The following is a 21,443-nucleotide window of genomic DNA, read 5'->3' as shown; positions in this document are numbered from 1 at the left end:
GACGCGGACCATTCTGGACCATAAATCGATTAGGACGCAGCGTGATCGCTAATGTTCGCCCGCCACATTCTCGAACACGCGGAGCGGCGCATTTACCATCGCCCGCGCCGGGCCGTCAACGACCTGCCGGAGAATCTCATTCGGCATATCCTCGCGGAAACGTCCGAGAAACATTCACGCCCTGCTTGGACCGGATGATGAGATGGCTGGACCGGCGTCTCCCGGGGACACCGGACGGCGCCCGGGCCGGCCCAGGGCCGGGTCAGCGCGCGTACGCGCGCGCCTGCAGCTCCCAGAGCTGCGCGTACCGGCCACCCGAGGCGAGCAGCTCCGCGTGCGACCCGTGCTCGACCACCCGACCCTCGTCGAGGACCACGATGCGGTCGGCGAGCTGGACCGTCGACAGGCGGTGGGTGACGAACACCGTGACACCGCCGACCGTGGCCGCGACCTCCTTCGCCGTCTCCTGGTAGGCGTCCACCAGGCGCTGCTCGGCGAGCGCGTCGAGCGCCGAGCCCGGCTCGTCGAGCACCAGCAGGAGCGGGTCGGGCCGCATGAGCGTGCGCGCGAGACCGATCGTCTGCCACTGGCCGCCGGACAGGTCCCGCCCGTCGGCGTACCCGTTCCCGAGGACGCCGTCGAGCCCGATCTGCGACGCCAGGCCACCGGCACGCGCGCGCTCCAGCGCCGAGCCGACGGCACCGTCGTCGAAGCCCGTCGGCAGGTGACCGAGCCCGACGCTCTCCCGCAGCGCGAGCTCGACCCGCGCGAAGTCCTGGTAGAGCGCCGCGGTCCGCTCGCGCCACGCGGTCGGCGCGACCGTCGCGAGGTCCGTGCCACCGACGACGACCCGGCCGTGAGTCGGGGCATAGAGGCCGGTCAGCACCTTGAGCAGCGTGCTCTTGCCGGCGCCGTTCTCCCCGACGACCGCGACGGACGTGCCGCCCGGCAGGTCGAGGTCGATCCCGTGCAGCGTGTCGGCCGCGGCGCCCGGGTAGCGGAACGTCAGTCCCTCGAGGCGCAGGCCGCCGCCCGCCGAGCCGGCCGAGCCCGCCGACGACAGGCCACCCACCGGGACGAGGTCCGCGAGCTGCTCGGCCGCGAACGCCGAGAACCGTCGCAGGCCCGCCGCGGCGCGGTGCACGGTGCCGAGCAGCTCGACGCCCGTGGCCATCTGCGTCGCGAGCTGGGTGGCGAGCACGACCGTGAGGACCACGTCACCCGCGCTCGCCCGGCCCTGCCGCACGAGCTCGAACGCCCAGAGGACGGCGCCGACGTACGCGAGGCCGAACGTGAACTGACCGACGCCGCGCTGGAGCGCGTACCTGCGGTCCGCGCGCGCCATCGCCGACTGGTAGACCCCGAGCAGGTCCTGCTGACGCCCGAGCAGGTAGTCGCCGCCGCCCGAGAGCCGGATCTCCTTCTGCGACGCGGGGCTCGTCGCGAGCCGCCGCAGGTGGCGGACCGCGCGCGTGGTCGTCGACTGCGCCTCGCGCGTCACCTGGAACGTCGCCTCGGCTCGCTTGCCCGCGACCACGGGCACCACCGCCGCGACGATGAGGAGCAGGAACCAGGGCGAGAGCGTGACGAGCACGGCCGCGGTGAGGACCACGCCCACGGCCGTCGCCCCGAGCTGGAGGCCGGACTGGATGGTCTCGCGCATCTGCAGCACGTCCTGCCGCAGCAGGTCGACGCGGTCGGCGTGCGCCGGGTCGTCGCTGCGGTCCAGGTACGTCGAGCCGTTCACGAGCCGCACGAGGTCGCGGTTGAGCTGCTCCTCGGTGAGCTCCGCGAGCTCGAAGTAGTAGAGGTGCGCGAAGTGCGCGAGCATCAGCTCGCCCGCGAGCGCGACCGCGAGCGCCACGCCCCACACGGCCGCCGTGCTCGGGTCGCCGTCGTTGACGCCGTCCACCACGCGCCCCGCGCCGAGACCCACGACCGGGGTCGCGATCGCGCCGAGGAGCAGGAGCGTCGCGCCGATGACGAACCGGCGTCGGTCGATCGTCCACGCGATCGCGAACAGGCGGCGCAGGCAGAACAGGACGTCCCTCACAGTGCAGCCCCCTTGAGCTCCGCGGCCGGCGCCTGCGCGTCCGCGGCGTCCTTGTGGTCGAAGCGGCGCGCCTGGACGTCGAACATCTGCGCGTACACGCCACCGGCGGCGACGAGCTCGTCGTGCGTGCCGACCTCGGTGATCCGCCCACCGTCGAGCACCACGATGCGGTCGGCGTTGCGGACCGTGGAGAACCGGTGCGAGATCACCAGGCTCGTCACGCCGCGCGTGAGCTCCAGGAACGTGTCGTAGAACTCCGCCTCGCCCCGCGCGTCGAGCTGCGAGGTCGGCTCGTCGAGCACCAGGACCGACGCCCCGTGCCGGACCGCGAACAGCGCCCGGGCCAGCGCGATGCGCTGCCACTGCCCGCCCGAGAGCTCGCGACCACCCTCGACCGACCGCGTCAGCGGCGACTCCAGTCCCAGCGGCAGGCCGGCGAGCAGGTCGCCGAGGCCGACGCGCGTGAGCGCCGAGACGATGCCGTCGTCGTCGTCGCGGTGCGCGATCGCCCCCATGGCGACGTTGTCGCGCAGCGTGAGCTCGTAGCGCAGGAAGTCCTGGAACGTCACCGCGAAGTTCCGCTGCCACGCCGTCTGGTCGTAGGTGCGCAGGTCGACGCCGTCGACCGTCACGACGCCCGAGTCCGGCGGGTAGATGCCCGCGAGCACCTTGACCAGCGTCGACTTGCCCGCGCCGTTCACGCCGATCAGGGCGGTCGAGGTCCCGACGGGCAGCTCGAGGTCGAGCCCGTCGAGGACCGGCAGGTCCGGGCGGTACCCGAAGCCCACGCCGGAGAACGTGATGGTGCGCGTGGGGGCCGGGGCGTCCGTGCGGGCGGCGACCGGGCCGGCCTGCTCCCGGATCGAGGCCTCGAGCTGCTGCATCGCGGTGTACGCGGCGCGCCCGTAGACGAGCTTGATGTCCGACTCGGGGAACATGACGCCGAACCGCGCGCAGAGCACGACCGCCTGGACGGCCACGCTGACCGCGACCAGGCGCGAGGCGTCGTCGCCCGCGACGTCCGAGACGAGCAGCAGCGCGACGGCGGAGCCGACCAGGGCTGCGACCGCGTGCCCGACGAACGGTCGTCCGTAGACCCGGCGCCGCCAGGTCCACAGCGGCCCGAGCCAGCTGCGGGTCTCGGCCGAGAAGCGGTCCTCGAGCCAGCCGAGCAGGCCGAGCGTGCGGATCTCCTTGGCCGCGCGCGTGCTCGTCGCGAGCTCGCGCAGGTACGCGACGCGGCGCCGCGCGGGCTGGAACGAGCCCCACAGCTCGCCCCACCGGTGGAACGCCTCGGCCTGGCCCTGCCGCGCGACGACCGCCGCGACGGCCCCGGCGAGCGCGGCCCACGGGCCCGCGGCCCACCCGAGCAGCACGACCGCGCCCGTGAGCTGCACGTAGCGCGCGGTCAGCGCGAGGCCGCCCTCGAGCGCCGAGCCGGGCGTCCACACCCACTGCTCGAACGCCTCGTCGACCTGCGTGAGCCGGTCCGCGACGTCGGGCCGCTCGAGCCCGGCGAGCGTCGCCTCGTCGAGCGTGAAGCGCGTGAGCCGGGCGATGCACGCCGCGTCGACGCGGCGCGCGATCTCCCGGGACAGGACCAGCTGGACGGGGGCGAGCAGCTGCTGCAGCAGGAACGCCCCGATGGCGACCCACAGCGCGGGCGGCAGGCCGCCCGAGACGACGTCGGGCAGCGCGAGGGCCGTCGACACCAGGAAGACGACCGGCGCGACGCCCGCGAGGACGTGGACGCCGATCGTGAGCGCGAGGAGCGGCGCTCCGGCGTACGGCGCGAGCTCGCGCATCTGCCGCGCGGCCGCCCGCCGCCGGTGGACGCGCTCCCACACCGGATGCGCCGATTGCACCTCTTTGCCCCCTGTCACGCCGCGCATCCTGGCACCCGGGACCTTGGTCCCGTCAAGCGCGACCGGCGCGTCGTCTCGCCTGACGGGCACGGGCGTGTGCGTCCACGCAGGCCAGACCGCCACAGCGGACCGCCCAGCGGCTCGCGCAGCGGCTTGTCCAGGGGCTCGCGCAGCGGACCGGACGGCGACCCGCTCGTAGACTCGCCGCGTGCCACCCCGCTCCCCGCTCCCGGCACGCCATGGCCTCGACGCCGCCCGCCTGCGCACGCCCGACCGGGTCGGCACCACGCCCGCGCCGTGGCCGACCATGGGCGCGTGGCTGCGTCACCGGCTGCCCGAGCACGTGGACGTCGCGGGGATGCTGACCGAGGGCCGGTTCGTCGACGAGACCGGCCGCGCGCTGCACGACGACGACGCCTTCGTCCCCGCGCGGTACGTGTGGTTCCACCGCGACCTGCGCGACGAGCCGCCCGTGCCGGGCATGGTGCACGTCGTGCACCGGGACGACCGGCTCGTCGTCGTCGACAAGCCGCCGTTCCTGTCCACGATCCCGCGCGGCCGGCACGTGACGCAGAGCGTCGTCGTGCGGATGCGCGCGGCCCTGGGCCTGCCCGAGCTGTCCCCGCTGCACCGGCTCGACCGCGTGACCTCGGGCCTGCTCCTGCTGGCGACCGAGCAGCGCTGGCGCGGGCCGTACCAGAGCGCGTTCGAGCGCCGCCGGGTGGACAAGACGTACCTCGCGCTCGCGCCGCTGCGCCCGGACCTCGAGCTCCCGCTCGTCGTGCGCGACCACATCCGCAAGGAGCGCGGGACCACGCAGGCGCAGGTGGTGCCCGGTGCGCCCGTCAACGCCGAGACGCGGATCGAGCTGGACCACGAGGTCGACGGGCCCGACGGCACGAGGCTGGGCGTGTACCGGCTGACGCCGCGGACGGGCCGCACGCACCAGCTGCGGCTGCACCTGTCCGGGCTCGGCATCCCGATCGTCGGCGACCCGCTGTACCCGGTCGAGCGTGACGTCCCGGTCGACGACTTCCGCACCCCGCTGCAGCTGCTGGCCGCCGAGATCGCTTTCACCGACCCCGTCGACGGCACCTCCCGACGTTTCCGCAGCGTACGGACGCTGCCGCTCGTGACCGACGCCCTCCCGCACGCGCTGGGGGCGGACGAGAGGTCGACGAGCGGTCGACTCGACTAATCGTTTCCCCCGGATCCGCAGCCCGGGAAGCGCGTGCCACAGTCGGCCCAAGGCGCCATGTGAGCGATAACACGGCGCATGGCTCGAGCATCGCTTTCCGGGAGCGCGCACATGAGCGACATCGTCGTCGTCACGTCCAGTCATGCCTCCACGCGTCCGTCCGGACGTCTCGCGAGGTCCGCACGCCGCCCACGGCGACGACCGTGGACGGCGGTCCTGGCGCTCGCGAGCCTCGCGCTCCCCGCGCTCGTCGCGGTGGCCGCGGCACCCGCCGCCACCGCCGCGACCATCGACACCGGCGCGTCGTACGTGCTGCTGAACCGCCAGTCGGGCAAGGCGCTCGACGTGTACGACCTGGCGACGAACGACGGCGCGCGGATCACGCAGTGGAGCCGCAACGACGGCGCGCAGCAGCAGTGGCAGTTCGTCGACGCCGGCGGCGGCTACTACCGGCTGAAGTCCCGCCTGTCGGGCAAGGTCCTGGACATCACCGGCCGGTCCACGGCCGACGGCGCCGCCGTCATCCAGTGGTCCGAGAACGGCGGGACCAACCAGCAGTTCTCGATCCAGGACGTCGACGGGTACGTCCAGCTCATCGCACGGCACAGCGGCAAGGCCGTCGAGGTGCAGAACGCGTCGACCGCGGACGGCGCGAACGTGGTGCAGTACGCGGACTGGAACGGCGCGAACCAGCAGTGGCAGCTCGTCCGCCTCGGCGGCGGCAGCACCACGCCTCCGCCGCAGACCGGCACGTTCACCAACCCCGTCGTCTGGCAGGACTTCGCCGACGGCGACATCATCCGCGTCGGCGACGCGTACTACTACTCGGCGTCGACCATGCACTACTCGCCGGGCGCACCGATCCTGCGCTCGTACGACCTCGTGAACTGGGAGTACGCGGGTCACTCGGTGCCGCGCCTCGACTTCGACGACGCCGGCTACGACCTGTCCGGCGGCCGCAAGTACGTCAAGGGCATCTGGGCGTCCACGCTCGGCTACCGGCCGAGCAACCGCACGTACTACTGGTACGGCTGCACCGAGTTCAACCGCACGTACGTCTACACGGCGTCGGCCGTCGACGGCACGTGGTCGAAGAAGGCGCGCCTCAACACCTGCTACTACGACGCCGGCCTGCTCGTCGACGACGACGACACGATGTACGTCGCGTACGGCAACGGCACGATCAGCGTCGCGCAGCTCAGCGCCGACGGCACCCAGCAGGTGCGTGCGCAGCAGGTGTTCCAGACGCCGTCGAGCGTCGGCACGCTCGAGGGCGCGCGGTTCTACAAGCGTGGCGGGTACTACTACATCTGGCTGACGCGGCCCGCGAACGGGCAGTACGTGCTGCGCTCGTCGTCGCCGTTCGGGCCGTACGAGATGCGTCAGGTGCTGCTCGACCTGCCGGGCCCGATCTCCGGTGGCGGGGTCCCGCACCAGGGTGGCCTGGTCCAGACGCAGGCCGGCGACTGGTGGTACATGGCGTTCACCGACGCCTACCCGGGCGGTCGCGTGCCCACGCTCGCGCCCATCAGCTGGACGTCCGACGGCTGGCCGACGCTCCAGACCGTCAACGGCCGCTGGGGCACCACGTACAACCGGCCGCACATCACGACGAGCAAGACCGTCGCGCCCATGACCGGCCGCGACACGTTCGTCGGACCGACGCTCGGCCACCGCTGGGAGTGGAACCACAACCCGGACACGAGCCGGTTCAGCGTGAGCAACGGGCTGCGGCTGCAGACCGCGACCGTCACGAACGACCTCTACAACGCCCGGAACACGCTGACCCACCGCATCCAGGGACCCACGTCCACGGCGACGATCGAGCTCGACTACTCCGCCATGGCGAACGGGGACCACGCAGGGCTCGCGATGCTGCGGCAGTCCTCGGCCTGGGTCGGGGTGGTCAAGAACAACGGGCAGACGCGCGTCGTCATGACCGACGGGTTGACCATGAACGGCTCGTGGCAGACCACCGGGACCGGGGTCGAACGCGCGTCGACGAACGTCTCCGGCGGGCGGATCTGGCTGCGCGCGTCCGCCGACATCCGCCCGGGCTCCGGCCGGACCGCCACGTTCTCCTACAGCACCGACGGCACCACGTTCCTGCCGCTCGGCCCGGCGTTCACGCTGAACAACGAGTGGCAGTTCTTCATGGGCTACCGGTTCGGGATCTTCAGCTACGCCACGCAGGCGCTCGGCGGCGCGGTCACGGTCCGCAGCTTCGACCTCACCACGCCCTGACGCCCGCCCCCCTCCCCTGCACGTCGTCGGCAACCCGTCGACCGGGCGATCCGCGCACGGTCCCGACAGAGAGTGAGTCACGCATGCGCACGACACCCACGCGTCAGCACGGCTGGCGACGGCGAGCGACCGCGCTCGTCGCGACGGCCGGGCTGACCGTCACGACGATGCTCGCGCTCGCCAACCCGGCCCAGGCGGCCTCGACGCTCGGTGCGTCCGCCGCCGAGAAGGGCCGGTACTTCGGCACGGCCATCGCCGCGGGCCGGCTGAGCGACTCGACGTACTCGTCGATCGCCGCCCGGGAGTTCAACATGATCACCGCGGAGAACGAGATGAAGTGGGACGCGACGGAGCCGTCGCAGAACAGCTTCAGCTTCAGCCGCGGCGACCAGATCTACAACTTCGCCCGGAACAACGGCGCGCAGGTCCGCGGGCACGCGCTCCTGTGGCACGCGCAGATGCCCGGCTGGGCGCAGAACATGTCCGGCAGCGCGCTGCGCAGCGCCGCGATCAACCACGTCACACGGGTCGCGTCGTACTACCGCGGCAAGATCCACTCGTGGGACGTCGTCAACGAGGCCTTCGCCGACGACGGGCGCGGCAGCCGCCGCGACTCGAGCCTGCAGCGCACCGGCAACGACTGGATCGAGGCCGCGTTCCGCGCCGCCAGGTCCGCCGACCCGGGCGCCAAGCTCTGCTACAACGACTACAACACCGACGGCGTCAACGCGAAGTCGACGGCCGTCTACAACATGGTCCGGGACTTCAAGTCGCGCGGCGTGCCGATCGACTGCGTCGGGTTCCAGTCGCACCTCGGCACGAGCCTGCCCGGTGACTACCAGGCCAACCTGCAGCGGTTCGCCGACCTGGGCGTCGACGTGCAGATCACCGAGCTCGACATCCAGCAGGGCGGCAACCAGGCGAACATGTACGCCCAGGTGACCAACGCGTGCCTCGCGGTGTCCCGCTGCAACGGCATCACCGTGTGGGGCGTGCGCGACTCCGACTCGTGGCGCACCGGCGCGAACCCGCTGCTGTTCGACTCGTCGGGCAACAAGAAGGCCGCGTACACCTCGGTCCTCAACGCGCTCAACGCGGGCGGCGGCAACCCGGGCAACCCCGGCGACTCGTCGATCGACACCGGCGCCTGGTACGTGCTGCTCAACCGCAACAGCGGCAAGGCGCTCGACGTCTACAACCTCGCCACCAACGACGGCGCACGGATCACGCAGTGGTCCCGCAACAACGGCAACCAGCAGCAGTGGCAGTTCGTCGCCACGGGTGACGGCTACTACGAGATCCGGTCGCGGCTGTCCGGGAAGAACCTCGACGTGTACGCCAAGTCCACGGCCGACGGTGCGGCGATCGTCCAGTGGACCGACAACAACGGCGCCAACCAGCAGTGGCGGGCGACCGTCTCCAACGGTTACGCGACGCTGATCAGCCGCAACAGCGGCAAGGCGCTCGAGGTGCAGGGCGCCTCGACGGCCGACGGCGCGAACATCGTCCAGTACTCCAGCTGGGGCGGCGCCAACCAGCAGTGGCAGCTGGTCCGCGTCGGCTGACCGACGCACTCCCCCGGGGTCGGTCCGGTCCGCGTGACCGGGCCGACCCCGGCCCGTCCGACGCAATTGCCGTGCGCCCCGCGGCCGGCGGGGTGTGGGATCGAGGCATGCCGATCACCTCGTCGACGCCCGCACCGGACCGGCTCGCGCACGTCGTCGCGACCCTGCGCGCGTGGCAGGACGAGGCCGTGCCCCTGCAGCTGCACCCCGGTGACCTGGGCTGGTTCTGGCGGTTCGGCACGGACGCCGTGGCCGCAGCCGTCCGGACGTGGAACCGGGACGACGAGCTCGTCGCGATCGGCTTCCTCGACGGCCCCGACGCGCTGCGCCTGACGCTCACGCCCGGGGCGTGGCGTTCCGACGAGGTCGCGCGCCAGGTCGTCGCGGACGTCGTCGACCCTCGTCGCGGTGTCCTGCCCGAGGGTGCGGTCGTCGTCGAGTCGCCGAACGCGAGCCGCGTGCACGAGCTGCTCGGTGAGCGCGGCTGGGCCGCGGGCGAGTCCTGGACACCGCTGCGCCGCGACCTGCGCGCACCGGTGCCGGAGCCGGACCTGCACGTCGAGGAGGTCTCCGCCGAGACGTGCGCCGACTTCACCGCCGTCCACCGCTCGGCGTGGGGGAACGAGCGGTTCACCGACGAGGTGTGGCGGACCATGGCGGCCGGGGTGCCGTCCGCCGAGGCGCGCTGCCTGCTCGGCCGTGACGCCTCGGGCGTGCCCGTCGCGGGCGTCACCGTGTGGTCGGCAGGCCCGGGCCGGCCGGGTCTGCTGGAGCCGATGGGCGTGCACGCCGAGCACCGCGGGCGCGGGTACGGCCGGGCGATCTGCCTCGCGGCCGCGTCGACGCTCCGCGCCCTCGGCGCGTCGTCGGCGCAGGTGTGCACCCCCACCTCGCTCACCTCCGCGGTCGCCACGTACCGCTCCGCCGGGTACGAGCCCGGCCCCGTCCGCCTCGACCGCACCCGCCCCACGTGACAGGCTCCGCCGGATAGCGTCCGACGAGTGACGACCCACCCGCTCGACGCCGCCGATGCACGAACGCCACCCGCGGACGAGGTGACCGTCGCGGCCGTCCTGCTCGACATGGACGGCACGCTCGTGGACTCCACCGCGGTCGTCGAGGCCGTCTGGGGCGAGTTCGCCGCCGCGCACGGGGTCGACCTCGACACGGTGCTGAGCGTCTCCCACGGGCGCCGCACGATCGACACGGTCGCCGACTTCCTGCCGGACCCGCACCAGGCACGCGTCGTCGCAGCCGAGATCGAGGCCGCCGAGCTCGTCCGCCTCGACGGGCTCACCGCGATCCCCGGTGCGCGGGACCTGCTCGCCTCGCTGCCCGACGCGCGCGTCGCCGTGGTGACGTCGGCCGAGCGGGAGCTCGCGGTGCGCCGGCTGACGGCGGTCGGCCTGCCGTGCCCCACCGTTCTCGTCGCCGCGGAGGACGTCGCAGCCGGCAAGCCCGCTCCTGACGGGTTCCTGCGTGCGGCATCCGCGCTCGGGGTGCCCGCCGACGACTGCGCGGTCTTCGAGGACGCGGAGGCGGGCCTGCGGGCCGCGAGGGCCGCCGGGGCGTTCACCGTGGTCGTCGGCGGCCACGAGTCGCCCACCATCCGGGGACTGCGGCGAGTCGACGACTTCCGCCAGGTCAGAGCCCGCGTCGAGGGTGACCGCGTGGTGCTCGCACTCCCCTGAGCTCCGGGTGACGTCCGCGCGCGGGCCGGGTGAAGCTCGTCGTCCCCGCGTATCAGCCGCGGCGTCGACGTGTCCTCGTCCGACGTTGCCGCCGCGACGAGTGGCGACAGTCCGACGAGGGATGCAAGGGGGTGCAAGGAGATGACGATCGACATCATGGAGGTCGAGGAGATCACCGCGACGCGGATCCACCTCGACCCGGAGGCCGGCGGCGCCTGATCCGCCCACGAGCCGGCTCGGTCACCACGACCGGGCCGGCTCGTCCCGTCTCGTCCACCGCCCACCGTCGTCGACAGGGACCGTCCATGCTTCCCCGACTCAAGTCGCTCAACTGCCTCGCCGGCGACGGCGAGCTGGTCGTCAGCCTCGACCCGAAGGTCCGCACGCGCGTCGCCGACCCGGACGGGCAGGTGCTCGTGCTGCTCACGCTGCTACGCGAGGGCACCCGGGACACCGCCGGGCTCGCCGCCGCGATGCACGACCGCTGGCCGTCGGTCACCGAGGCGGACGTCGCCACGGTCCTGCGGCAGCTCGACCACCTCGGCTGGCTCGAGGACGCGTCGGCGCCCGAGCTGTTCGACGCGCACGACCGCGAGCGCTACTTCAGCAACCTGGCGTTCTTCGACGCGTTCACCACGTTGTCGGTCCCCCGCGAGCGGCCGCAGTCGCTGCTGCGGGACGCGCACGTGCTGGTGCTCGGCGCGGGCGGGCTGGGCTCGTCGGTGCTGATGAACCTCGCGGGGCTCGGTGTCGGCGCGGTGACCGTGGTCGACCAGGACCGCGTGGAGCTGCGGAACTTCGCGCGGCAGTTCACGTACACCGAGGCGGAGGTCGGGCAGCCGAAGGCCGAGCGGGTCGCCGCGTGGCTGCGGGCGTTCGACCCGACGCTGCGCGTGGAGGCGTTCCGACGACGCGTCGAGTCGCCCGACGACGTCACGGCGCTGCTGCGCGGCTCGGCCCTGTCCGACCTGCCGTCGCTCGTGGTCTCCGCGATCGACGAGCCCGACGAGGTGGACCGCTGGGTCAACGAGGCGTGCGTGGCTGCCGGCGTGCCGTTCATCCGCGGCGGCCTGGCGTACACGCAGGGGCTGTACTGGTCGGTCGACCCGGGCCGCTCGGCGTGCCGCGAGTGCCTGGAGCGGCACCGCGCGCGACTCGCCGAGGGCGTCGACCGGGAGGTCGTCGAGCGGCCGCGCGTGCTCGAGCAGGACCGCGCGAACCGGGCGATCGGGCCGGTGACGAGCGTGCTCGGCGGGCTGGTGTCGTTCGAGGCGATGCGGTTCCTCACCGGGCTGACCGCGCCCGTGTCGCTCGGCCGCTACCAGCTCGTCGACTTCGCGGGCGACGGCCGCACGACCATCGACGCGTGGCCCGCCGACCCGCAGTGCCCGGTGTGCGCGACGGCCCCGGTCCGCCGGTCGGCCGCCGGACGCGCGGTCACGGCCGCGGCGTGATGAGCACCACCTCGGAGGCGCCGGCCCATTCGGACGCGCCGGTCGCCTCGGACGTACCGGTCGCCTCGCACGCTCCGGTCGCCGACCCCGAGGTCCGGCCGACGTCCGTGCTGCGCCTGCACCCGCTGACCCGCACCGTCCAGGGCGACCGCGTGGTCGTCGGGCGCGCGGACACCGGCCGGTTCGTCGCGGTCCCGGCCGTGGGTGCCCACGCCCTCGACCTCCTGGAGGTGGGCCGCGCGGTCGCCGACGTCACGCGCGCGGTGACACCGCCGGACGCCGACGAGCCGGTGGACGTCCTCGCGTTCGCACGCAGCCTCGTGCGGCTCGGGTTCGTGGCCGCGGTGGACGACGAGCGTGCGGTGCCGGCCGACGACGTCGCGCCGGCCGTGCGCGGGCTCGTCGTCGCCCCCCGCGCCCGCGCTCGGTGGCTGTTCTCCCGGTGGGGTGCCGCGTTGGCCGTGCTGAGCGCGCTCGTCGCCGTCGTGCTGGTCGTCACCGTGCCGGACGTGCGGCCCGACGCGCTGGACGTGTTCTTCCTGGGCACGCCCGCGCGCAGCCTCGCGGCGCTCACCCTGATCACCTACCTGCTCGCCGGGCTGCACGAGCTCGCGCACGTCATGGCCGCCGCCGCGCTCGGCGTACCCGCACGGCTGCGCATCACGCGCCGGCTCTACTTCCTGACGTTCGAGACGAACCTGACGGGCCTGTGGGCGTTGCCGCCGCGGCGCCGCGTCGGGCCGCTGATGGCGGGCATGGCGTTCGACGCGGTCGTCCTCGCGGTGGTGCTCGCGCTGCGCGCCGCGGGGCTCGGGCCCGACCCGCTGCTCGCCGCGGTGGCACTCGTGGAGGTCTCCGCGATCGTCGTGCAGTTCTTCGTCTTCCTGCGCAGCGACGTGTACGCCGTGATGACCGCGCTGCTCGGCTGCACGCACCTGCAGCGGACCACGCGCCTGCTCCTGCGACGCACGTTCCGGCGCCTGACGCCCGACGAGCGCGCGACGCTCGCCGCGAGCCCGCCGCGGGACCTCGCGGTCGCCCGCTGGTACCGGTGGGTGCACGCCGGCGGGCTGCTGCTCGCGGCGTGGTTCCTCGTCGTGCTGTTCCTGCCGTCCACGTGGCACCTGCTGGTGTGGATGCGCGACTCGCTCGTCACCGCAGGCCCGAGGACGTGGGCGTTCTACGAGGCGCTCGTCCTCGGCGTCCTGCTGCTGTCCCCCCGCCTGCTCACCGCGGCGGTGGCGCTGCGCGACCTCGCCGACCGCCGCCGTCACCGCCGCTAGCCTTCAACAAGCAGGCTCCTTATTGAAGGCTCATGGTCTAGCCTTCAATAAGAACCGGAGGTGGCGAAGGCTATGGACGAGCAGGCACGCCCTCCGCGACCCGCCCCAGGCGCAGTCGCGTGGCCCGCGCTCGGCACCGAGCCCCGTGACTGGACCTCGAACCTCGACGACGGTCGCCTCACCATCTGGGAACGTCAGCGCATCTCACGCCCGTACCAGGCCGCCGTCCTGCCCTCGATCGCCGACCTGACGCCGCGTGTGAGCAGCGCAGTCCAGTCCGTCGTGGACGACGCCACGTCCGATGTCGCGCGGTTCGACAGCGAGGTGTCGACCATGCCGGTCCCGATGCCCGCGGTGCTGCTGCGCACCGAGTCGGCGTCGAGCTCCCAGATCGAGCACCTCACCACGAACGCCCTCAACCTCGCGATGGCCAGCCTGGGCGTCGGCGGGAAGCAGAACGCCGAGCTCGTCGCCGCGAACGTGCGCGCGATGAACTCCGCACTCGACGTCGGCGACGACATCACGCAGGACACGATCCTCGCCGTCCACCGCGCGCTGCTCACGGAGTCCGACCCCGACGCCGCCGGGCGGTGGCGGACCGAGCAGGTCTGGGTGGGTGCGTCCGCGATCAGCCCGCACGGCGCCGACTTCATCCCCCCGCACCACGAGCGTGTCGAGGCGGCGATCGACGACCTCGTCGTGCTCGCCGCGCGGGACGACATCCCGGCCCTCACGCATGCTGCGATCGTCCACGCCCAGTTCGAGACGATCCACCCGTTCACCGACGGCAACGGGCGCACCGGGCGCGTCCTCCTCCATCAGGTCCTCCGCCGACGTGGCCTCACCCGCCGGACGACCGTGCCCGTGTCCGCCGGGCTCCTGCGTGACCCCGACCGGTACTTCCGCGCGCTCACGGCCTACCGGGCCGGCGAGCCCGACGCCATCGTCGAGCAGGTCGCGCACGCAGCCGTCGCGGCCGTGGCCAACGGCCGGCGCCTCGCGGACGACGTGATGGCGCTGCGCGAGACATGGCGCGAGCAGATCCGCGCGCGCTCCGACTCTGCCGCGTGGCGGCTCGCCGACGCCCTGTTCGCGCAACCCGTGGTCAACGCCGACTACGTCGCCGCCACGCTCGACCTCTCCGACCGTGGCGCACGCAACGCCGTCGACGTCCTCGAGCGGGCGGGGGTGCTCAGACCGTCCACATCCACCCGGCGACACCGGATCTGGCAGGCGCCCGAGGTCCTCGCCGCCATGGACGCCTTCGCCACCCGCGCCGGACGCCGCGCCTAGCTGCGACGTCCACCACCCGGCTCCGGCTGAAGCCGCGGGGGCCGACCACTGTCCGGATCGCCCTCGGGGAAGAGCACAGCCGACGAGCGTCGGGGCTGACGTCAGTGGAGGGTGAAGCGGCCGCGGACGACCGTGAGCGGGACGCCGCCCACCTCGTCGACGGTCAGCTCGGCCGCGAGGTCGACGTCAGGGGCGACGGTGACCTCGAGCACCGGACCCGTGCTGGTCTGCTTCACGCCCACGGCGTTGACCCCGGGCAGTGCCATGAGACGCGCCTCGTGCCGGCGCTGGATCGCGACGGCCTCGTCGTACGTGAGTGCCATGCCGTCCATCGTCGCACCACCCGCCCTGCCGTGGTCCGCCGTTCGCCACGACGTATCGACCCGTCACGGGCGGGCTCCTGACGTGACGTGGGTGGGCACCAGCCCACCCGGGAGCAGTACGAGGGGGTAAGGCCATGCCGTCCATCGCGGAGCTGGTCGCCATCAAGGAGAGCGTCGAGAAGAAGTACCTCGCGCAGCCCGGGGTGACCGGCATCGACGTCGGGTACAAGGTCGTCGGCGGGGTCCAGACGGACCAGGTCGCGATCCGGGTTCACGTCGAGGAGAAGAAGAAGAGCGTCCCGAAGGGGCAGCAGGTCCCCGCGCAGATCGACGGCGTCGTCACCGACGTGCTGGAGCGCAGGTACGAGCTGCAGGTGACGCGCGCCCCGCTGGACGTGAGCGCGCTCGCGGACACCACCCACTACGCGACGCTCGAGGGCGGCATCAGCATGGGCCCGAGCCGCGCGATCGGCGGCTACGTGTTCGCGGGCACCCTCGGTGCGATCGTCACCGACGAGGCGAGCGGGCAGAAGGCGGCCGTGACCAACTTCCACGTCGCGTGCGTCGACGACGGGTGGAGCGTCGGCGACCGCCAGGTGCAGCCGAGCCGCGTCGACACGGGCGTACCGCCGGGCGACGAGTTCGGCGCGATCCTGCGGGCCGTGCTCTCGTCGCACGTCGACGGCGCGGTCGTCTCGATCGACGCGGGCCGGACGACGGCGCAGACGATCGTCGACATCGGCACGGTGAACGGGACCAAGCCCGCCGCGCTCGGCATGGAGGTGCGCAAGCGCGGACGCACCACGGGCCTGACGTACGGGTCGGTCGACGGGCTCGCGCTGTCCGTGAGCGTCGACTACGGCGACGGCCTGGGCGTGCACGTGCTGACCGGCCAGGTCAGCATCGCCACGGACACCACCAAGAACCCGCTGTTCTCCGACCACGGCGACTCGGGGTCCGTGATCGTCGACTCGACCGGCGCGGTCGTCGCCCTGCTCTTCGCGGGTGCCGGCACCAACACCGTGGGCAACCCGGTCGCGGACGTCCTGTCCGAGCTCAACATCTCCATCCCCATGGGGAAGTCGATCATCAAGGACGTCAAGGACGGCCACAAGGACATCATCAAGGACAAGGACAAGGAGCTCCGCAAGGACCTGATCAAGGACAAGGAGCTGCGCAAGGAGATCATCAAGGACAAGGAGCTCAAGAAGGAGCTCATCGCCGACGGCAAGCGGATCAAGGACATCGTCGACGTCATCAAGGTGCCCGACCTGCCGCCCATCGACCCGGGCGACCCGGGCGACCCGGGCCCCGGGCTGCCGGGCCGTGGCGGCTTCGCCGGGCGGCTCGCCGAGATCGAGGGGCGCCTGAGCCAGCTCGAGTCCTTCATCTCCGCCGACCAGCGCCCCGACCTGTCGTCGAGCGCGTTCAGCGGCGAGGAGGAGCTGACGTCCGACGAGATCGCGGCGCTGCGTGCCGAGGCGGAGCGGCAGGCCGCCGACGCCGCGGCCGCGAAGACCGACCTCGACAACCTGCTCGGCTGAGCACCCGGTGACCCGGCCGGCGACCACCTCGTCGGCCGGGTCACCCACCGAGGGGAGCCCCATGGTCGTCGTCCTGTGCGACCTCGACGACACGGCGGCGCTGTGGCTGCACTCGCGGTTCCGCGAGCGCGGTCGCGCGTCCACGCTCGTGACGTCCGCGCTGCTGTCGTTCGCCCGACGACGCTCGCAGCGCCTCGGCCGCGACGGCACCCGAGCCGTCGTGGACCTCGGTGACGCGGGGGTCGTCGACGAGCCGGACCTCGTCGTGAACCGGCTCCTGTCGCCGCCCGTGGCCGCGTGGCAGTACGCGCAGCCGGCCGAGCGCGACTACGCCGGCGCCGAGATGACCGCGTTCGCGCTCAGCTGGCTCGCGGCGCTGCCCGGGGTGGTGCGCAACCGGCCGTCGCCCACGTGCCTCGCCGGGCCCGCGCCGCATCCGCTGCGCGCCGCGGTGCTCGCGCGTCGCGCGGGGCTGGACGTGCCGGACGCGGACTTCGGCGCGGGGACGTCCACGTTGCAGCTCCTCGAGTCCGCGGTGCGCGGAGCCGGGTCGGGCGCGCGGGCCGTGCACGTGGTCGTCCTCGACGGACGGGTCGTGGACGCCGAGGGTCTCGCACGACGAGCGGGCGCGGCGGTCCCGGCGGGCTTCGCCGCGGCCGTCGCACGGTTCGCGTCCGCCGTGGGCGCGGACGACGCGATGGTCGGGCTCGACGTCGTCGTCGCGGACGGTCACTGGTGGTTCGCGGGGATGACGCCGATGCCGGACCTGCTGTCCGTGGGCGAGGCCGTGGTCGACGCGCTGCTCGCCCTGGCGCCGCCGGAGCCCGCGGCGTCGTCGCCCGCCGTCTCGTCGGGTGCCTCGTCGGTGGACGCCGTGCGGTGAGCGTCGTCGTGTGGGGCGTGCCGACCGAGAGCCCGGTCGAGCTGCTGCTCGGCGCGTTCGCGCGGCGCGGCGTCGAGCCGCTCGTCGTCCATCCGCGGCGCTTCCTCGAGCAGGACGTCGACGTCCGCCTGTCCCACGGCGAGCTGCGCGGGTCGCTGCGCGTCGCGGGGTCCACCGTCGACGTGCGCGACGTCGTCGGCGTCTACGTGCGACCCATCGAGCCCGAGCTCGTGCCCGAGCTCAAGGACCTCCCGCCCGACGACCCCGCGGTGCGGCGCGCCCGCGCGCAGTTCGACGCGCTCATGGCGTTCACGGAGGCCGCGGCCGACGCGCTCGGCACCCGGGTCGCCAGCCGGCTGTCCGCGATGGCGTCGAACATGTCGAAGCCGTACCAGGCGCAGCTCGTCCAGGCCGGCGGCTTCGACACCCCCGAGACGCTCGTCACCGACGACCCGGACGCCGCGCGCGAGTTCGTCCTCGCGCACGGCGGCGCGATCTACAAGTCGGTGAGCGGGGTGCGCTCGATCGTCAGCGTCGTCGACCTCGTCCGCGACGCCGAGCGGTTGGCGCGCATCCGGTGGTGCCCCGTGCAGTTCCAGGAGAACGTGCGCGGGCGGGACGTGCGCGTGCACGTCGTCGGCGACGAGGTGTACGCGGCGATCGTCGACTCGGACGCCACCGACTACCGGTACGCGCGCGCCCAGGTCGGCCAGGACGCGACCCTCGCGCCGTACCCGCTGCCGGACGACGTCGCCGCGCGGTGCGTCGCGCTCGCCCGCTCGCTCGACCTGCCGTTCGCGGGCGTCGACCTCAAGCTCGCCGACGACGGGCGCGTCGTCTGCTTCGAGGTCAACCCGTCCCCCGGCTACCCCTGGTACGAGACCGCCGCGGGCCTGCCCATCTCCGACGCCCTGGCCCGCTGGCTCCACCGCGCCGCGTGACCTGCGCCGTCACTGCTCATCCGGTAGACCGGCCGCGCGTGGCGCCCGTCCACGCCCGGTATGCGGACCTCGTCGGTCAGTGCGGCGGTCGCAGGTCAGCGAACGCGGTGTCCGCGTAGCAGCCCAGCTCGCCCCGCTTCAGGTAGACCGGCGGCACGTACACGTCCCGGACCACGCCGTCCGGGCCCCGCTCGACGAGCACGCAGTCGTCGCCGTCGCCCGTCGCCACCGCGACGACGCCGTCGGCGATCGCCACCGTCACCTCCGCGAGCGGCGTGACACCGTTCGCGTGCGGCTCGAGCCGCGCGGTCACGTCCGCGACCACCTGGTCCTGCGACGGCACCCGGTCCGGCATCGACTCGAGCACGGACCACACCGCCTCGTGCGCGTTCGGTGCGATGCGCGGCAGGCGCGACGGCGGGGCGGGGACCGCCACCAGCCCGCCGTCGGGGCAGCCGACGCCCTTGGTCTTGAGCACCCCGCGGCGGTGGAACGTCACCTCGAAGCAGTACGGGCCCGGGTCCCGCGTCTCGTCGTCGCCCCACCAGCTCGGGTCCTCCACGACCTCCGCGACGGTGAGCCCCAGCGTGATCGAGCCGATCGGCGAGCCGTACCCGCCCTCCGACTCCCGGTGCTCGACGCCGATCATCACGATGCCGGCTGCGCGTGCCCTCTCCTCGACGCTCTCGGCGATGTCGGCGATCTCGTCACCCTCCGTCCGCGACCCGGCGAGGAGCGTCTCGACCGCCGACCGCGCGGCGTCGCGACCCCGGGACCTGTCGCTCGAGCAGCCGCTCGACCCCGCGATGGTCGCGAGCGCGACGACGAGCACGAGGACGACTCGACGGGGGACGGCGGACATGCGCGTCAGGGTAGCCGGGGCGCGGTCGATCCATGCCGGTTCGTCCCGTCCCGCCGTCGCCCGCACCGGTCACGCCCGCCACACGGATGACCTGCATCGACGCGGTGGCGAAGCTCTGCGAGGGTGACCCCATGTCACGTCCGGGCCGCCTGCTCGTGGTCGTCGCGTGCGCTCTCGCCGCGCTCGTCGGCTGCCAGGAGCCCGACGGCCCGGGTGCCTCGACGCCCGTCGCGACGTCGACGGCCGCGACCTCCGCGGACGACTGCCACCACCCGCCCGACACGGGCGGCGACGGTGGTCTCGGTGCGGGGTTCGACTACACCGACGAGCACCACGACTTCGGCGACTCCGCGACGGTGACGCTGTGCATGACCGTGCCCGGGGGTGCCGTGCGTGCCACGGGGTCGGCCGCGCACGTCGTCGTGACCCCGCAGTCCCTGCCCGCCCCGGGCACGCGGTTCACGTTCACGGTGACGGTGTCGCCCGGGCCGCCGGGCGGGCTCGACCTCGAGGTCGTCGACGACGGCGGGCACCCGGGCATCACGTTCCACGGGCCGGCGGTCCAGACCGACGACTCCGGCTGGTACCTGGGCGCCGCACGCGAGTGACGGGCCCTCCCCCCGGCGCGAGGCGACGGCCGGTGCGCGTCACCCCCCTCGAGCCCCGCGGGCCGCGTGACACGGCCGGCATCGGCAGGAGACCGGCGGTCGCGAGCAGCACCGCGCCGGATCAGCCGACCAGGCGGCTCCTGAGCTCCGTGACCTCGAACGGGGCCGAGGTCGTCGTCGTGAGCGCCGTGCCGTCGATGCTGCGCCACTCGTGGTCCTCGTCCTCGTCCACGCGGTACTTGCCCTTCCACACCGTCGTCAGCGTGACCGTGAACGTGCCCACCTGCTCGTAGACGTGCTGGACGTCCCGGTTCGGGTAGGGCCCACCAGGCGACGACGTCGTCAGGCTCTCGCCGTCGCCGAAGTCCCAGGTGTACTCGACCGGCCACGTCACCACGTCGATCCCGAAGCCGAACAGACTCGTGCGGAACGTGCGCTCGTCGGGCTCGACCCAGCCGATGATCCCCTTGTTCACGAGGACGGTCCCGCTCTCACCGGGCTGCCGGTGCACGACCGTGGGGTCGATCTTCAGCTGACGGAAGTCCTCCTGCGTGACCGCGGGAAGCAGGTCGTCCGGGCACGCCCACCCGATCCGCATCTCCCAGTTCGACCACGGCGAGCCCACCGCGACACGCGTCCGGCGCCACAACGGCATCACCGGCTCGTCGTCACCGCACCCGGGGATCACGACCGTGCCGTTCGGTGGCGAGCACTCACCGTCGATGTCCGACTCCAGGTACTGCGAGTCGACGTTGCACAACCGCGCGTACGCGTAGTCCACCAGCGGGTCCTTGTGGGCCTTCCACGAGCGGTACAGCAGATAGCGTCTGAAGCGGTCACCGATGACCGCCTCGTCCCCGCCCACGCTTCCCCGGATCGCTGCCGCAGGCGGCGGGCCGGTCACGACGAGCAGAGCGACGCAGGCACCCACTGCACCCAGCACTCGGGTGGGCCTCACGGCGCGACGTCGATCTCGTCGACCTGGACGCCCTCCACGACCCAGCCCCCCGCGCCGCGCCCGAGCGCCATCGTCGCCCGGTAGGTCGCCGTCGAGGGGACCTCTTCGAGCACCGACCCGTCCGCCGAGACCACCTGCGACGCGTACTCCGTCAGCTCGACACTCGCGACGAACGTCCCGTCACCGTTGTCGAACGCCGAACCGAACCCGAGGTCGACAGCGCCGCCGATCACTCGGCTCCCCGCCTCGTGAATGGCAACCGCCTTCTCACGGACACCGGCGCAGAACTGGCAGTCGGGCCCGCTCAGAGCGTCCCACTCGACGAGATCGCCGGTCGACGTCACGTACGTCACGAGGGCGGCGAAGTACTTGCCGACGGCGATCGCGTTGTCCTCGGTGGCCGGGCCGTCGAGAGCAGCCGGGCGGGTCGGGGGTCTGGTCACGTCCTGGTCCGGTCCCGAGGTCGGCGCCGCGCTCGGTGTCGGCGTGGGTGTCGGCGAGTGGGACACGGTCCGGGTCGGCGCAGGGGTGGGCGAGTCCGTGGCCGTCGGTTCGGGTCCGGCGGAACCCTCCGCCGTGCACCCGGCCAGCGCGAGCGCACCGGCCAGCACGAGACCGCACGTCCGAGCCCCCGTCGATCGCATCGGACGAACCTACCCAGATCGGCCGCACCGCGAT

18 protein-coding genes are annotated in these 21,443 nt (G+C 73.2%); 12 read left to right on the top strand and 6 right to left on the bottom strand.

Annotated elements, in window-relative coordinates; translation table 11 throughout:
* Positions 1-262: 262 nt before the first annotated feature.
* Entirely contained in the window at positions 263-2,053 is a 1,791-nt protein-coding gene (locus F1D97_RS03720; protein ID WP_198303470.1) for an ABC transporter ATP-binding protein, read from the bottom strand.
* Positions 2,050-3,918: an ABC transporter ATP-binding protein gene (locus F1D97_RS03715; RefSeq protein WP_236122379.1), complete on the bottom strand. Its 1,869-nt coding sequence runs from the start codon at positions 3,916-3,918 to the stop codon at positions 2,050-2,052. Before F1D97_RS03715 ends, F1D97_RS03720 begins: the two co-directional genes overlap by 4 nt.
* A gap of 208 nt (positions 3,919-4,126) precedes the next feature.
* On the opposite strand from F1D97_RS03715, the gene F1D97_RS03710 reads away from it, so the two are divergent.
* The 8 genes from F1D97_RS03710 (at position 4,127) to F1D97_RS03675 (ending at position 14,646) form a co-directional block, all read left to right on the top strand.
* Complete coding sequence (locus F1D97_RS03710; RefSeq protein WP_236122378.1) at positions 4,127-5,116, top strand: pseudouridine synthase; 990 nt, start codon at positions 4,127-4,129, stop codon at positions 5,114-5,116.
* Positions 5,117-5,227: 111 nt separating this feature from the next.
* Positions 5,228-7,360 (top strand): family 43 glycosylhydrolase, encoded by a 2,133-nt coding sequence (locus tag F1D97_RS03705; protein WP_236122377.1) that lies wholly within the window; start codon positions 5,228-5,230, stop codon positions 7,358-7,360.
* Between the two features lie 83 nt (positions 7,361-7,443).
* Entirely contained in the window at positions 7,444-8,925 is a 1,482-nt protein-coding gene (locus F1D97_RS03700) for an endo-1,4-beta-xylanase (protein WP_236122376.1), read from the top strand.
* A gap of 107 nt (positions 8,926-9,032) precedes the next feature.
* Positions 9,033-9,899: a GNAT family N-acetyltransferase gene (locus F1D97_RS03695; protein WP_236122375.1), complete on the top strand. Its 867-nt coding sequence runs from the start codon at positions 9,033-9,035 to the stop codon at positions 9,897-9,899.
* Between the two features lie 27 nt (positions 9,900-9,926).
* Positions 9,927-10,616 carry an HAD-IA family hydrolase gene (locus tag F1D97_RS03690; protein ID WP_236122374.1) on the top strand — a complete coding sequence of 230 codons (690 nt, stop codon included), beginning with the start codon at positions 9,927-9,929 and terminating at the stop codon, positions 10,614-10,616.
* Between the two features lie 305 nt (positions 10,617-10,921).
* A complete protein-coding gene (locus F1D97_RS03685) occupies positions 10,922-12,070 on the top strand; it encodes a HesA/MoeB/ThiF family protein (RefSeq protein WP_236122373.1) in 1,149 nt (382 codons plus the stop codon).
* Positions 12,070-13,353, top strand: a complete 1,284-nt coding sequence (locus F1D97_RS03680) for a hypothetical protein (RefSeq protein WP_236122372.1) — start codon at positions 12,070-12,072, stop codon at positions 13,351-13,353. Before F1D97_RS03685 ends, F1D97_RS03680 begins: the two co-directional genes overlap by 1 nt.
* Positions 13,354-13,425: 72 nt before the next feature.
* Complete coding sequence (locus F1D97_RS03675) at positions 13,426-14,646, top strand: Fic family protein (RefSeq protein WP_236122371.1); 1,221 nt, start codon at positions 13,426-13,428, stop codon at positions 14,644-14,646.
* Between the two features lie 101 nt (positions 14,647-14,747).
* Here F1D97_RS03675 and F1D97_RS03670 read toward each other — a convergent pair whose 3' ends face one another.
* Complete coding sequence (locus tag F1D97_RS03670) at positions 14,748-14,969, bottom strand: hypothetical protein (RefSeq protein WP_236122370.1); 222 nt, start codon at positions 14,967-14,969, stop codon at positions 14,748-14,750.
* 134 nt (positions 14,970-15,103) lie between these two features.
* Here F1D97_RS03670 and F1D97_RS03665 point away from each other — a divergent pair, with 134 nt between their 5' ends.
* The 3 genes from F1D97_RS03665 (at position 15,104) to F1D97_RS03655 (ending at position 18,337) form a co-directional block, all read left to right on the top strand.
* A complete protein-coding gene (locus tag F1D97_RS03665) occupies positions 15,104-16,513 on the top strand; it encodes a S1 family peptidase (RefSeq protein WP_236122369.1) in 1,410 nt (469 codons plus the stop codon).
* Positions 16,514-16,574: 61 nt separating this feature from the next.
* Positions 16,575-17,396 carry a hypothetical protein gene (locus tag F1D97_RS03660; RefSeq protein ID WP_236122368.1) on the top strand — a complete coding sequence of 274 codons (822 nt, stop codon included), beginning with the start codon at positions 16,575-16,577 and terminating at the stop codon, positions 17,394-17,396.
* On the top strand, positions 17,393-18,337 hold the full coding sequence (locus F1D97_RS03655; RefSeq protein WP_236122367.1) for an ATP-grasp domain-containing protein: 945 nt from the start codon (positions 17,393-17,395) through the stop codon (positions 18,335-18,337). Before F1D97_RS03660 ends, F1D97_RS03655 begins: the two co-directional genes overlap by 4 nt.
* 76 nt (positions 18,338-18,413) lie before the next feature.
* Here F1D97_RS03655 and F1D97_RS03650 read toward each other — a convergent pair whose 3' ends face one another.
* Positions 18,414-19,199 carry a hypothetical protein gene (locus tag F1D97_RS03650; RefSeq protein ID WP_236122366.1) on the bottom strand — a complete coding sequence of 262 codons (786 nt, stop codon included), beginning with the start codon at positions 19,197-19,199 and terminating at the stop codon, positions 18,414-18,416.
* A 131-nt stretch (positions 19,200-19,330) separates the two neighbouring features.
* On the opposite strand from F1D97_RS03650, the gene F1D97_RS03645 reads away from it, so the two are divergent.
* Positions 19,331-19,807: a hypothetical protein gene (locus F1D97_RS03645; protein WP_236122365.1), complete on the top strand. Its 477-nt coding sequence runs from the start codon at positions 19,331-19,333 to the stop codon at positions 19,805-19,807.
* A 121-nt stretch (positions 19,808-19,928) separates the two neighbouring features.
* Here the strand turns inward: F1D97_RS03645 and F1D97_RS03640 are convergent, their stop codons facing one another.
* Positions 19,929-20,672, bottom strand: a complete 744-nt coding sequence (locus tag F1D97_RS03640) for a PKD domain-containing protein (protein ID WP_236122364.1) — start codon at positions 20,670-20,672, stop codon at positions 19,929-19,931.
* Positions 20,673-20,761: 89 nt separating this feature from the next.
* Positions 20,762-21,208, bottom strand: coding sequence for a DUF6318 family protein (locus tag F1D97_RS03635; RefSeq protein WP_236122363.1), 447 nt, complete (start codon positions 21,206-21,208; stop codon positions 20,762-20,764).
* Positions 21,209-21,443 lie beyond the last annotated feature (235 nt).

It is taken from the genome of Cellulomonas palmilytica, assembly GCF_021590045.1.
Classification (GTDB): Bacteria; Actinomycetota; Actinomycetes; order Actinomycetales; family Cellulomonadaceae; genus Cellulomonas; species Cellulomonas palmilytica.
Note: the sequence above shows the minus strand (reverse complement) of the source record. Positions and strands in the feature narration are given on the sequence as shown.